The sequence below is a fragment of the Roseateles sp. genome (assembly GCF_019237615.1).
In the GTDB taxonomy this organism is placed as follows: Bacteria; Pseudomonadota; Gammaproteobacteria; order Burkholderiales; family Burkholderiaceae_C; genus Pelomonas.
In genome coordinates, this window is record NZ_JAFAGT010000097.1 from 1 (window position 1) to 12,543 (window position 12,543).

The 12,543-nt window shown below is 70.0% G+C and carries 9 protein-coding genes and 1 pseudogene; 4 read left to right on the top strand and 6 right to left on the bottom strand.

Going from position 1 to position 12,543, the window contains the following annotated elements; translation table 11 throughout:
- The 3 genes and pseudogenes from JOY88_RS20800 to JOY88_RS20810 form a co-directional block, all read left to right on the top strand.
- Positions 1–220, top strand: a pseudogene (locus tag JOY88_RS20800) (PIN domain-containing protein); the annotation flags it as partial.
- 172 nt (positions 221–392) lie between these two features.
- Positions 393–998 carry a nucleotidyltransferase domain-containing protein gene (locus tag JOY88_RS20805; protein ID WP_293504561.1) on the top strand — a complete coding sequence of 202 codons (606 nt, stop codon included), beginning with the start codon at positions 393–395 and terminating at the stop codon, positions 996–998.
- On the top strand, positions 961–1,413 hold the full coding sequence (locus JOY88_RS20810; RefSeq protein ID WP_293504562.1) for a DNA-binding protein: 453 nt from the start codon (positions 961–963) through the stop codon (positions 1,411–1,413). The genes JOY88_RS20805 and JOY88_RS20810 overlap by 38 nt, the downstream gene beginning before the upstream one ends.
- A gap of 228 nt (positions 1,414–1,641) precedes the next feature.
- Here JOY88_RS20810 and JOY88_RS20815 read toward each other — a convergent pair whose 3' ends face one another.
- From JOY88_RS20815 to pedF, 6 genes are all read right to left on the bottom strand, one after another.
- Positions 1,642–2,775 (bottom strand): porin, encoded by a 1,134-nt coding sequence (locus JOY88_RS20815; RefSeq protein WP_293504563.1) that lies wholly within the window; start codon positions 2,773–2,775, stop codon positions 1,642–1,644.
- A 245-nt stretch (positions 2,776–3,020) separates the two neighbouring features.
- A complete protein-coding gene (locus tag JOY88_RS20820) occupies positions 3,021–5,504 on the bottom strand; it encodes a TonB-dependent receptor (protein ID WP_293504564.1) in 2,484 nt (827 codons plus the stop codon).
- Between the two features lie 176 nt (positions 5,505–5,680).
- On the bottom strand, positions 5,681–6,622 hold the full coding sequence (locus JOY88_RS20825) for a beta-propeller fold lactonase family protein (protein WP_293504565.1): 942 nt from the start codon (positions 6,620–6,622) through the stop codon (positions 5,681–5,683).
- 11 nt (positions 6,623–6,633) lie between these two features.
- The gene (locus JOY88_RS20830) at positions 6,634–8,745 is read right to left on the bottom strand and encodes a TonB-dependent receptor family protein (RefSeq protein WP_293504566.1); all 2,112 of its coding nucleotides are present in this window, start codon (positions 8,743–8,745) and stop codon (positions 6,634–6,636) included.
- 26 nt (positions 8,746–8,771) lie between these two features.
- On the bottom strand, positions 8,772–9,593 hold the full coding sequence (locus JOY88_RS20835; protein ID WP_293504567.1) for a substrate-binding periplasmic protein: 822 nt from the start codon (positions 9,591–9,593) through the stop codon (positions 8,772–8,774).
- Entirely contained in the window at positions 9,590–10,033 is a 444-nt protein-coding gene (gene pedF / locus JOY88_RS20840; RefSeq protein ID WP_293504601.1) for a cytochrome c-550 PedF, read from the bottom strand. Before pedF ends, JOY88_RS20835 begins: the two co-directional genes overlap by 4 nt.
- A gap of 266 nt (positions 10,034–10,299) precedes the next feature.
- Between pedF and JOY88_RS20845 the strand changes: the two genes are divergently transcribed.
- Positions 10,300–12,336, top strand: coding sequence for a sigma-54-dependent Fis family transcriptional regulator (locus JOY88_RS20845; RefSeq protein WP_293504568.1), 2,037 nt, complete (start codon positions 10,300–10,302; stop codon positions 12,334–12,336).
- The last annotated feature ends 207 nt before the right edge of the window (positions 12,337–12,543 follow it).

The window sequence follows — 12,543 nt, forward strand, 5'->3', positions numbered from 1 at the left end:
GGCGATGGTCACTGCCTTCATCTCGATGCTGGAGACGCCCGGCATCGAGTTCGAGCATGACGCCACGGTGGAAGAGGCGCTTTACCTGCTCGACCAGTTTCCGTCCGCGGACTTCGCCGACTGCCTCCTCGCCGCCCGAGCGACACATCTTGGCCGCTCGCGCTTCGTAACCTTCGATGCCGGGGCCGCGCGCCTGCCACGCGGAGAGTTTCTGCAATAGGCCAGCAGTCCAAAAGCATCCGCAGTCGGCCAGATGCCGCCGTTCGATGCTGCGGGCTCGACGGCCGCAACGCCTTGGAAGCGGTCCCACGCCTTTGGGTGACGGTCTAGGCTATCACGCCCATCGGGCCAATCGTTCTCAAACTTGCTTCAAGTGCAGCATAATTTGCTGCATGACTTCGTTGGCGCATCATCTGCTCGGTCAAACCCGTTCTGCTGTGCTGGGTGCGCTACTGCTGCATCCACAGGACTCGTTGCATGTGCGTGAGCTGGCCCGGCTGACCGGCGCCTCCCCTGGCTCCTTGCACCGGGAGTTGCGCCTGCTTTCCGGCCTGGGTCTGTTGCTTCGCCAGGAAGTTGGGCGTCAAGTGCACTACCGCGCCAACCCTGACAGCCCTGTATTCGAGGAATTGGCCGGCATTCTGCGCAAGACCGCCGGCATCGCCGACGTGCTTCGCGACAGGCTCGCGCCGCTGCTCGACAAGGTGACATTCGCCTTCGTGTATGGATCGGTCGCAGCTGGGAAGGAGCGTCCGGGCAGCGATGTCGACTTGATGGTCCTTGGTTCCGCTGGGTTTGCAGACCTGGCGCGGGCGCTGGCCGATGCCCAGCCGATTTTGCGGCGCGAGGTGAACCCGACCGTGATGACCGCGCGCGGGTTCATGCAAGCTCTCGCGGCCGGCGACGGCTTCGCGCGCAGCGTGGTCCAGGGCCCCAAGCTTTGGCTGATGGGAGACAAGGATGACTTTGCAAAACTTGCTGCGAATCGGGCGGCTTAAGCAACATGCCGCAACAGCGGATGAAGTGCAGCGCCTGCTGGCCGCTATCGACCGCAATCTGGCCGACGCGGCGGTGTCCACCATCAGCGACGAGACTCGTTTTGATGCGGCCTACAAGGCCGTCATGCAGTGCGCACTGGTTGGCATGTTGGCGGCTGGATTCCGCCCCTCCTCCACTGAACCGGGCCACCACCAGACAATGATCCAGTCGCTCCCGCTCACGCTGGGCGCCGAAAACGACGTGTGGGTGGTGCTGGACGCGCTACGCCGTCAGCGCAACGCCAACGACTACACCGGCCAGCCCATCACACCTGCCGCATCGGCTGAATGCATTGCACAAGCGAAGGCATTGCGAAAGCGGCTGCGCAAACACCTCGAGACAGTTCACCCAGATCTTCTGAAGACACCGCAATAGAGCCGCCCAACCAAGTTCACCACTCATCTGCCAGCAAGGTGGCCCGGCCTGATGGTGAAGGTTTGAAAGGTTGGCACGATGGCGTCGGACTTCCTGAATGGCCGCGATAGGTCACATGGCCGCCCGTCGGAACACGGGCGCGGTCGGCAGCACTGGGTCGATAGCAGCCCCTTGCACCGCCCTACTGCAGCTGGATCAAGCCTATCTGATCCAGCCAATCACCGAACGTCAGAAGAACACGATCCCTCCCAGCGCGACCCCATTCATCCGCGCCTCATTCCCAACCACGGGCCTGGACATCGTGCGGCTCAGCTCCGTGACGAGCGTGACGCTCTTCGTCAGCCCGTAGTACAGCCCCGCCGTCACGTTGCTGTTGCCGCGCAGGTCGCTGGCCGTGCCGTCCTTCAGCCGGCTCTCGCCCCAGTTCAGGCCCAGCTTGGTCTTGGCCGTGGCCTGCCAGGTGGCCTGCAGCAGCAGGTTGGTCTGCTTGCGGTTGCCGCTGTCGCCGTCGGTCAGCACGCCCAGACCCTTGCCGGACTGGATATTGGCCGCCAGGCCCAGTGCGCCCAGCGTGACGCTGGCGCCGACTTCGGCGCCGTTCATCGTGAAGCCGGCCGCGCCGCCCACACCCTCGAACTTCTGGTGCTTGACGCCCAGCCAGGCCTTGCCGCCGCCGAACCTGGCGGTGGCCAGCGCCTGCAACTGCGGCTCGTTGCGACCGATATGGCTGCTGCCGGCGTCCACCGGGCTCATCAGCGCAACGGTGGCCGAGAAGTTGCCACTGACTGGCAGCGTGTAGGCTACCTGGCCGTAGGTGCCCAGATAGGTGTAGCCGGAGCCGATGTGACCCAGCGTGACGCGGTTGCGCTGCGTGGCGCTGACGGGCGCGCCGGCGCCCAGCAGCGTCATGTCGCCAAGGATGGCGGATGAGCCGAACAGGCCGTAGTCGCGGCCCAGCTTGACGCTGCCTATGTCGGCGTTGCCGAAGGTCATGAAGCCCTGGCGCACATCCACGTTGCTGTTGTTGGAGATGGCGTCGCCGCTGGCGACGGCCGCGCCGATCATCAGCGTGGCGCTGATGTCCAAGCCCTCCTGGCGCGTCTTGGCCATCGTCGTCAGTGCGTTGGGCAGCAGGCCGTTGCCGATGACGGTGCGGCCGTCGGTGCCGCCGCAGCCCAGGCCCTTGCTGGCGAGAGCGACGCCGTCGACGGCCTGCGAGCCGGAGCAGCTGGTGTGGGTGTAGTAGGCGTTGACGATGCCGCCGAGGGCGATGTCCCATTCGCCGGCCTTGAAGTCGGCGGCGTGGGCCGTGCCGGCGGCGAGCGCGGTGGCAAGGGCGATGGCGGTGTGGGTGGTGTTCATGTCGTCTCCAGTGGTGTTGATGGGGCCGCAGCGCCTTGCGCAAGGGCTGTGCCAGTGCCGGCCTGGAGCGACGGGTGCGCGCGGGCGTTGCCGCGTGGCGCAATGGGGACAGGTTGGGGGCGCAGGGGCGTGCCGCGCTGGCGCGCCGTTGCGGGTCGGCCCGGACGCGTGCTGTTGCGCGGCCCCGCCGGGCCGCTGTGCCAAGCCGCAGCGCGCCTGTGGCAACGCGCAGCGGCGCCCTAGGGCTAGTACTCGTACCTCAGGCCCAGCGAGACGGCGCGCGGCGCGCCCGGCGCGTAGAACGTCGCATGACGCAGCGGCCGGTCGCCGTTGGCGTTGGCCGGGAAGGGCCGGCTCTGGAAGTTGCCGGCGGCGTCGAAGCCCGTGGGGCCCAGCTGGGCGGCGGTGCTGTAGGCGCGGTCCAGCAGGTTGCTGACCTGCGCGAACAGCTTCAGCCCCTTCGCCGGCCGCCAGGCCGCGTTGACGTTGAGTACCGCGTAGCCGGCGCTGCGGCCGGGGCCCAGGTAGTAGATGCCGTCGGGCCGGTGCTGGCCGTTCTCGTTGCCGCGCGCCATCGAGCCATCCATGGCGATGGCGTCGGCGCCCAGCGACCAGGCGGTGCCCAGGTCCAGGTCCGCATAGAGCTTGAGCATGCGGCGAGGCAGCAGCGGGATGCGGTCGCCGACGGCGATGGCGATGTTGCCGTCCACGCCAGGCAGCCCGGCCCGAGCCGCGTCGTTGGCGCTGCTGGACGAACCATTGACGACCTCGGCCGTGCGGTAGGTGGCGTCGAGCAAGGTGAGGTTCGCTCCCGCCGTCAGGCCCTGGGCAGGCTGGCCGCTCAGGCCTAGCTCCAGGCCCTGGCGGCGCGTCTTGCCGAAGTTCTTGAAGTAGCCGAAGCCGGCCGCGTTGTCGGCGACGAAGAGCAGGTCATCGCGGTTGTCGGCGCGAAACAGGCCCAGGCTCCAGGCCAGTGGCGCGCCGGCCGCGCTGCGCAGGCCCGCCTCCAGTGTGGTCGTGACGACCTGCTTGAGCGGCGGGTCGCCGGCGAATGCGTTGGGCAGCTTGCAGGGGGTGGCCGGGTCGGCACAACCCAGCTCGACGGCGGAGGGGGCGCGGCTGCCCTGGTTCACACCGACCCAGGCGTTGATGCCGGCCATTGGCGTGAAGCTCAGGCCGATGGCGGGGTTGAGACGGCTGAAGCGGTGGTCGCCGTCCAGCGAGCCGGGGCCGCCGCCGGGCGTGATGGCGTCGCGGTTGCGCACGCTGGTGTGGTTGTAGCGGCCGGACAGCGTCACGTGGGTGCCGCCGGCCACTGTGAGGACGGTGCTGGCAAAGGCGCTGAGCGTGCGTGTGCGGCCCGCCAGGTCGACGCGCGTGTCGTAGGGCGTTCCGTCCACGTTGCCGCCCGTCACGCCGTCGCCGAAGGCACCAACGCCGGTGATCGTGCGGTTGGCGTTCAGGTAGCCCAGCTCCGAGCCCTGGGTGAAGTGGATGCGGCTGAAGTCCGCTGCGGCACCGACCAGGGACTGGCTCTTCAGCCCGAACAGCGGGCCGTTGTAGGCCAGCTGCGCGGTGACGCCGCCTTGGCTTTGGTGCGTGCGGGTCTGGCGGATGACGCCGCTGCACTTCTCGGCGGGCTCGTCGCGCAGCAGCGCCTGGGCGATGCAGCGCCATTTGGGGAAGGGCGTGTTGGCCGCGCTCTCGCCGGCGGTGGGGAAGCCGCTGAAGCCGGCGGACGCGAGCGCGGCGCGCTCGACGGCGCTGGGCTGGTAGAGGGACTGGTCCAGCGAGTCGTCGTTGAGGTCGCCGTTGAAGGTGCGCGTCGCGATGCGGCGCGCGTAGGCGTTGCCGCTCAGCGTCCAGCGCGCGTCCAGCTCCTGCGACATCGCGAGATTGAGCAGCAGGGCACGGTTCTTCGTGTTGTCGGGCCGCGTGTAGACGCTGGCGCGGTCGCGCTCCAGCAGGCGCTGCTCCTGCAGGCCGTTGCCGTTCAGGTCGGTCCCGGCGACGGCGGCGCTGAGGCTCAACTCGGTATCGCCGCTGCGGCGGCCGAATTTGCCGAACAGCTGGCTCACGCCGGAGGCCGAGTCGACGCGCCAGCCGCGCTCGTGGAAGCGGTTGCCGGTGACGTACCAGTGCAGGCCGTCGTCGTCATGGCCGCCGTGCTCGAACTCCACGGCGCCGCGGCTGTGGGAGCCGGCCAGCAGCTGCAGCGAGGTGCCCGGATGCACAAGCCCGTCCTTGGTCTGCAGTGCCAGCGCGCCGCCCAGCGTGTTGAGGCCGAACAGTGGGTTGGAGCCGGGGTTGAGCGACAGCGACGCGATGGCGGCCTTCGGGATCAGGTCCCAGCTGACCACGTCGCCGAAGGGCTGGTTCAGGCGCACGCCGTCCAGGTAGAGCGACAGGCCCTGCTGCGTGCCCAGCAGCGGCGAGGCCGTGTAGCCGCGGAAGTTCAGGTCCGGCTGCAAGGGGTTGCCCTGCACCTCGTTGACATGGACGCTGCCCAGGCGTCGGTTCATGAAGGCGCTCAGGTCCAGGGCCTGGCTGCGTTCGAGGTCGGCCGCGCGCGCGGTCTGCACGTGGGCGGGGATGAGGTCGCGCGCGACGTCCGCGCCCGGCACCGGCGACAGGCCGACGACCTCGACGCGGTCCAGCTGCTGGATCTGCGCATGCGCCGCGGGCGATGCGGCCAGGGCCAGCGCGGCGCAGCAGAGCGTGGGGTTCATGAGTGGGTCTCCGTTCCAAGAATCCGTGCGGTCGATTCTTCGGAGCGAGGGGGCCGGGAACCCGGGAAGATTTCCCGCCACGGCCCCCGAGGAACTACCGCGTCATGCGCCAGGCTGGAGCACATGCAGCGCTGAACAAACCCCTCGTGGAGCGCGCCTGGAACTCGTCCAGCGCTTCAGCGGATCACCACCCCCCAGGGCAGCTTGCCCACCGCCACGTCGGCCACGCGCTGCTGTGACTCGGTGTCGATGACAGACACGGCGCCCGAGCGCCCGCAGGCCACGTAGAGCTTGCGGCCGTCGGGCGTCAGCGCCATGTTCCAGGGCCGCTGGCCCACCGGGATGGTGGCGACGAGCGCCATGCGCTCCACGTCCAGCACCGAGACCGTCCCGTCGCCGCCGTTGGAGATGAAGACGCGCCGGCCGTCGGGGTGCACGCTGATGCCGTTGCTCTTGGGGCCGGCCTTGAGCTTGTGGGCTACCGTGAAAGTCCGGGTGTTGATGACGTAGATCTCGCTGGACATCTCGGCCGCGACGAAGGCGCGGCGCCCGTCCGGCGAGAAGCCGATGCCGCGCGGCCGCGTGCCGACCGGGATCTGCGCGACCTGACTGCGCTTCTCGACGTCGATGACGTCCACCGCGCCGCCCTCTTCGGCGCTGACCAGCACCCAGCGGCCGTCGGGGCTGAAGACCGCGTGTTCGGGGTTCTTGCCGCGCACCTTGACGGCGAAGCTGCGGGCCATCGTGCGCGTGTCGACGAACACCACCTCGTTGGCCTCCTCGACGGCGGCCGTGACCCAGCGCCCGTCCGGTGACTGGCCCAGTCCCTCCGGCGATTCGCCCAGCGGGATCTCGCCGGCCAGCCGGCGCGCGGCCAGGTCGACGACGACGAGCCGGTTGCCTGGCTGGTCGCTGACATAGGCACGGCGGCCGTCGGGACTGACGACGGCGCCGCGTGGCTTGGCGCCGGCCGGCAGCTCGTAGAGCACCGCGTCGGTGGCGGTGTCGATGACGCTCAGCGTGCCAGAGCCCTCGTTGGACACGTAGGCCAGCGGGCCAGCATGGGCCGAGGCGATGGCGGCGGCGAGCAGGGTGAGCGAGGGCAGCAGTCGGTGCATGGTGATGATCCTCAGAAGCGGTAGCTGGCGTTGACGCCGGCCAGCCAGCCGCGGCCCGGCGCGGGTTCGAAGAAGCGGCCGTTGCCGTCGTTGACGATGACGGAGCCGGCGTAGCGGCGGTTGGCCAGGTTGTCCACGCGCAGCAGTGCGCCGACGTCCCAGGGGCCGAGGCCGAGCTGGTAGCCGGCATGGGCCGCAAGCGTCGCGTAGCCGGGTGCGGCGTCGCTGTTCAGGTCATTGACGTACACCCTGCCGAGCGCGCGGCCTTCGACCCCCAGCCGCCAGCCGCCGGCGGGCTGCCAGGTCAGCGCGCCGTAGGCTGCCGTGCGTGCAATGCCGGGGATGCGGTTGTTGGCGGCCACTTGCTGGTTGGCTGTGGCGCACGGCGTGGCGGTGCAGGTCAGGAAGCCGTCGCGATAGCGCGCATCCAGCCAGGTGGCGGCGAGTTGTGCGTGCAGCGTTGGCGCGAGCTGCCATTGGCCACCGGCCTCCAGGCCGCGGCGGCGCGTCGCGCCGGCGTTCTGGTAGGTGGCGCGGCCGCCCACGTTGGTCTGCGTGACGATCTCGTGCGCGGTGCCGGTCTGGAACAGCGCCAACGTGAGCTCGGCGCCGTTCCATGGCCTGGCCTTGAGGCCCATCTCGACGCTGCGACTCAGCGATGCCTGCAGCGCGAAGTTCAGCCCCGTGGCGCCACTGGCGCGATAGGCCAGCTCGTTCAGCGTGGGCGTCTCGAAGCCGCGGCCGGCGGTGGCGTAGACACGCAGGTGCTCGTCCAGCGCGTAGCTGACGCCCAGCACCGGCAGCGTGGCCGAGTAGCTGGCGCTGCCGCTGTCGTCGGGGTTGGTCTTGGTGATGTAGGCGTCGGTGGAGCGGAAGTCCACCTTGCTGCGGCGCAGGCCGGCGCTGAGCAGCCAGGCCGGCGTGGGCTGCCACTGCGCCTGCAGATAGGGGTCGGCGTTGCCGACGCGGTTGGTCTCGTCGCGGCGCAGGGCACCTTGCACGCCGAGCTGGGTGCCGATGAAGTTCTGGTAGCCGAGCCGGTGCTCGCGCAACTCGTCGGCCGCGATGCCGGCGACGACGCTCGACGTGGCGCTCTTCCAGCGCCAGCGGATGTCGGCGCCCTCGTAGTCGCGCGCCAGGTCTATGACGCCGCCGGGATGCAGCGGGCTGGCCTGCGTCGCGACCGGGATGGCCTGGAACTGCGTCGTCGTGCGGTGGCCCTGATAGACCATCACGCGCAGCGTGTTGGAAGCGTCCATGCCATGTTCCAGCACCAGGCCGCCCTGGGCCTGCTGCATGGTCTTGCGGGTGTCGAAGCTCAGCGCCGACGGGTCGACGCCGCGCGGGTCGGTCTGCCATTGCGCGCGGGTCAGGCCCAGCGGGTCCTGGGCCTCGGGCAGTTCCACGCTGTTGGCGATGAGCGTCAGCTGGGTGTCGCTGCCAAGCTTCCAGCTCAGCCGCGCATTGCCCAGTCGACGGTCGGCCGTGCTGTGCTGGCGGTAGCCGTCGGTCTCGAAGCGGCTGGCGCCCAGCGTGTAGGCGAAGCCGCCCAGCTTGCCGCTGCTGGAGGCGGCAAGGCGGCGCAGGCCGTCGCTGCCGAAGGCCACGCTGGCGTCCAGCTTCGGTGGGCCGGTGGGGGCCTCGGAATAGATGCTGATGACGCCGCCCGACGAGTTGCCATACAGCGCTGAGAACGGCCCGCGCAACACCTCGACGCGACCCAGGCTGCCGATCTCGACGTTGGTGATCTGGCCCTGACCGTCGGGCAGCGTGGCGGGGATGTCGTCCACGTAGACGCGCACGCCGCGGATGCCGAAGCTGGCGCGGGCGCCGAAGCCGCGCACGGAGATCTGCACATCTTGCGCGTAGTTCTGGCGGTCGCGCGCCAGCAGGCCCGGCACGCCGCCCAGGCCCTCGGAGAGGTTGACCTGGGCGCGGCCGGCGCGCAGTGAATCGCCATCGATGCGGTCGACGGAGGCGGGCAGGGCCAAGGGGGCGGTCTCGGTACGCGTCGCCGTGACGACGACGGGCTCCAGAACAGTGGTCTCGGCATGCGCGGCGGTGGCGCCCGCGGCCAGCGCGAGGGCCGTGCTTCGCGCCCGGCGCGCGAATCTTGCGGTCATGAAGGTCTCCAGATGCGTGGGGCGGCTCAGGCCGGACGCCAGGCCACCTTGTACTTGGCAAAGATCTCGCCCAGGCGGCCGGACTGTGCCAGGCCGTTCAGCGCGGCCTGCAGCGCCTCGGCGAGGTCGGCCGCGTCGCGCTTCACCGCCATTCCGGCGGCCCAGCCATCGCGCGGTGCGCGTGGCGACGGCAGCGGCTCGATGCGGTAGGCCGCGTCGCCGGCCAGCACCGTCTCCAGCTCCGATGCCAGGCCGGCCGCCGCGGCCACTTCGCCGCGCTGCAGCGCGCGGGCGGCCTCGCAGCCGTCCTTCCACTGCGTCAGCAGCTGTTCGCGGTAGGCGCCGCCGTCCGCGCCTATCAGCAGCCAGCCTGCCAGCGTCTGGCCGGGCACGGCGACACGGTGCGTGCCGAGCTGGGCCAGGCTGTCCAGCACCGGCAGCTCGTCGACGCGGCGTGCCAGCATCACTCGCTCGCGGTAGTAGGGGCCGAAGATGCGAGCCTGCGGCGTGGCCTCGATCAGCGGGCGGTCCACCGGCACATGCAGCAGCACATCGGCGGGGCCGTGGCCCAGGTAGTGCCCCTTCCAGACCATGTTGCGCAGGTCGTCGGCCATGTTCTCGTCGGCCTGGAATGGCAGCGGCGCGAACTTCACGCCCAGCGTCTCGGCCAGCGCATGGCCCAGCTCGACGTCTATGCCCCGGCCCTTGACGTGGAAGGGCGGCATGTCTTCGTACAGGCCCACGATGAGGCGGCCGCGCTCGCGCACCTGGGCCAGCGTGGTGGCGGACGCCTGAGTGCCGGGCAGCGCCCCGGCCGCTGCCCAGGCCAGCAGGTTCCGGCGCCTCACAGCGGCTTCTCCCGGTGCGCTTCGAGGTAGGACTTGACGGCCCAGATCGCCTCCTGCGTGAACACGCCCTCGAAGGGCGGCATGTAGACGGCGCCGTTGCGGCTGCGGCCGTGGCGCACGGTGTTCAGGAAGTAGTCGTCGTTCTCCTTCACGCAGGCGGCCTTCCTGGCCTCGTCCTTCAGCGTGGCGCAGTCGTTGTCCAGCTTGCGCAGGTCGGGTGCGATGCCGCCGGAGATGGCCTCCAGGCCATGGCAGCGGGCGCAGTTCTGGTTGTAGGCCGAGGAGCCGATCTTGATGGCGGCGTCGTTGCCGCGGTAGGGGTTCTCGGGGCGCCAGCCTTCGCCCAGCTGGGGCAGGCTGGTGGTGTCCACGGCCTGCGGCGTGACGTCGCCGTGGGCCCAGGCCTGCATGGCGGCCGCGGCGGCGGCCAGACACAGCATGCCGCCGATGACGAGGGGGTGTTTGAGTTTCATGGGGGCGGTCTCCATCGTTGTCGAGGTCTGAATGGCCAGTGGGGGCTCGCCGGGCCTGCTGCAAGCCACATGCCAGCACCCGATTGCTCCAACTTGGCACAGTGGCCAGGCCACGGCCGCGTGGGCGTCGATGGACAGGCGAATCGCTTTGGGACAGGATGCCCGTCAGATGAGCGCGGCAGCGATCGCGCATCACGGAGACAAGCCTGTGGAGGCAGGCCAAGGACGCCTCTATGCCCATAGAAAACCCAGCGCCGGCCGGTTCGGCGCCGCTTGCGCCGCCGCGGCAGGCCTTCATCGAGCGCAGCCACCAGCGCAGCGAGGCGCTCGGGCTGAAGCGCAGCGACTGCGGGCTGGCCCCGCTGATCCGCAGCGACCTCAACGTCGCGCGGGAGCGCAATCAGCGCCTGTACACGCATGCCGCGCCGGTGATGCAGCTGCTCTACGAGCAGATCGTCAACACCGAAAGCATGATCGTGCTGACCGACGCCCAGGGCACCATCCTGCACGCCGTGGGCGACGATGGCTTCCTGGCGCGCGCCCACCGCGTGGCGCTGGCACCGGGCGAGAACTGGGCCGAGCATTCCAAGGGCACCAACGCCATCGGCACGGCGCTGTTCGAGGAGACGGCCACGCTGGTCCATGGCGGCGAGCATTTCATGCACGCCAACAACTTCCTGACCTGTTCGGCCTCGCCCATCTTCGACCCGCGCGGCAACATGCTGGGCGTGCTGGACGTGACCGGCGACCACCGCGGCTACCACCAGCACACCATGGGCCTGGTGCGCATGTCGGCGCGCATGATCGAGAACCACTGGCTCTCGGACGACTACAACAGCCGCCTGCGCCTGCATTTCCACAGCCGGCCCGAGTTCATCGGCACGCTGCTGGAGGGCATCCTCGTCGTCTCGCCCGAGGGCCGGCTGCTGGGCGCCAACCGCGCCGCGCTGGACCAGCTCGGCATGAGCGGCGCCGAGCTGCGCTCGCGCAGCCTCTCCAGCCTGCTGGGCACGACGCCCGCGGCCATCTACGACCATTTCCGCATGCCGCTGTCGCCACCCATGCAGCTCAGCCTGCCGACCGGCCAGAGCCTGTTCGTCAGCGCGCGCTTCGACTGGCCGTCGCGGCCGGTGGTGGCGGGCCTGCACCGGGCCGACGTGGATGTGGCGCAGGCGCGTGAACCCGCGACCGTCATCGAGCCCCCAGCCTCCGCCGTGGGTGCCGACGCGTCCCAGCGCTTCTCCGGCCTGCAATACCTGCGCACCGGCGACGCGCAGCTGGAGACCGTCATCCAGAAGGTGCGCCGCGTGCTGGACCGCGGCATCCCGCTGCTCATCCTCGGCGAGACCGGCACCGGCAAGGAGCTGCTGGCGCGCGCCGTGCACCATGACTCCAGCCGCGCCCGCCAGCCCTTCGTGGCGGTGAACTGCGCCTCCATCCCCGAGAGCCTCATCGAGGCCGAGCTCTTCGGCTACGAGGAAGGTGCCTTCACCGGCGCGCGGCGCAAAGGCGCGCCGGGGCGGCTGGTGCAGGCCAATGGCGGCACGCTCTTCCTCGACGAGATCGGCGACATGCCGCTGGCCCTGCAGGCTCGCCTCTTGCGTGCGCTGCAGGAGCGCAGCGTGACGCCTCTTGGCAGCACCAAGTCCATCGCGGTGGACATCGCCGTCATCGGCGCCACCCATCGCAACCTGCGCGAGATGATTGCCGCGCAAACCTTCCGCGAGGACCTCTACTACCGCCTCAACGGTCTGGCGCTGCGCCTGCCGGCGCTGCGCGAGCGCAGCGACCTGGAGGCCATCGTGCGTCGCATCCTGCAGGCCGAGCGCCCGCAGGACACGCCCGAGTTGAGCCCGCAGGTGCTGGCCATGTTCAGCCGCTACCAGTGGCCGGGCAATATCCGCCAGCTCGCCAACGTGCTGCGCACGGCGGCCGTCATGTCGGCCGGCGAGCGCCTGGTGACGACGGCGCACCTGTCCGACGACTTTCTGGACGACATCCAGCGCGCGGTGGGCGGCGTGATGCCGCTGCCCGCGCCCGCACCGGTCTGGTCCGCCTGCGAGGCGCCCACGGTGCTGCCGGCGCCGCAGCCCGTCTTCGCGACGGCCGAGCCCGCGATGGCGCGCACGCTGGAGCAGGCCGAGATCGACATGATCCGCGCCACGCTGGACGCGGTGGGCGGCAACATCTCGCTGGCCTCCAAGCAGCTGGGCATCAGCCGCAACACCATCTACCGCAAGCTGCGCTGGAACAGCCCCGCGGCTGAGTGACGCCCCCGGGACCCGGAGGTCCCTGTTGACCGTTGTTCCCGGGCCTCAACACAGGCCCGGGACTTTCCCCAGGGGATGGGGGCTTCACCCTGTGCCGATCTGGAGCAAAACCCCCGATTGACGGCGGTATTGCGCAAGGCACGGGTCTTGCACGGGTCGGGCATAGACCTGACTCCCTGCTCCCATGTCCCGTTCTTCCCTGTGGTG

What these genes read in the sequence shown, in the direction of transcription:
- JOY88_RS20805 (WP_293504561.1), top strand. Translation starts at nt 393, where the DNA reads ATGACTTCGTTGGCGCATCATCTGCTCGGTCAAACCCGTTCTGCTGTG.
- JOY88_RS20810 (WP_293504562.1), top strand. Translation starts at nt 961, where the DNA reads ATGACTTTGCAAAACTTGCTGCGAATCGGGCGGCTTAAGCAACATGCC.
- pedF (WP_293504601.1), bottom strand. Translation starts at nt 10,033, where the DNA reads ATGCTGTGTCTGGCCGCCGCCGCGGCCGCCATGCAGGCCTGGGCCCAC.
- JOY88_RS20815 (WP_293504563.1), bottom strand. Translation starts at nt 2,775, where the DNA reads ATGAACACCACCCACACCGCCATCGCCCTTGCCACCGCGCTCGCCGCC.
- JOY88_RS20820 (WP_293504564.1), bottom strand. Translation starts at nt 5,504, where the DNA reads ATGAACCCCACGCTCTGCTGCGCCGCGCTGGCCCTGGCCGCATCGCCC.
- JOY88_RS20825 (WP_293504565.1), bottom strand. Translation starts at nt 6,622, where the DNA reads ATGCACCGACTGCTGCCCTCGCTCACCCTGCTCGCCGCCGCCATCGCC.
- JOY88_RS20845 (WP_293504568.1), top strand. Translation starts at nt 10,300, where the DNA reads ATGCCCATAGAAAACCCAGCGCCGGCCGGTTCGGCGCCGCTTGCGCCG.
- JOY88_RS20830 (WP_293504566.1), bottom strand. Translation starts at nt 8,745, where the DNA reads ATGACCGCAAGATTCGCGCGCCGGGCGCGAAGCACGGCCCTCGCGCTG.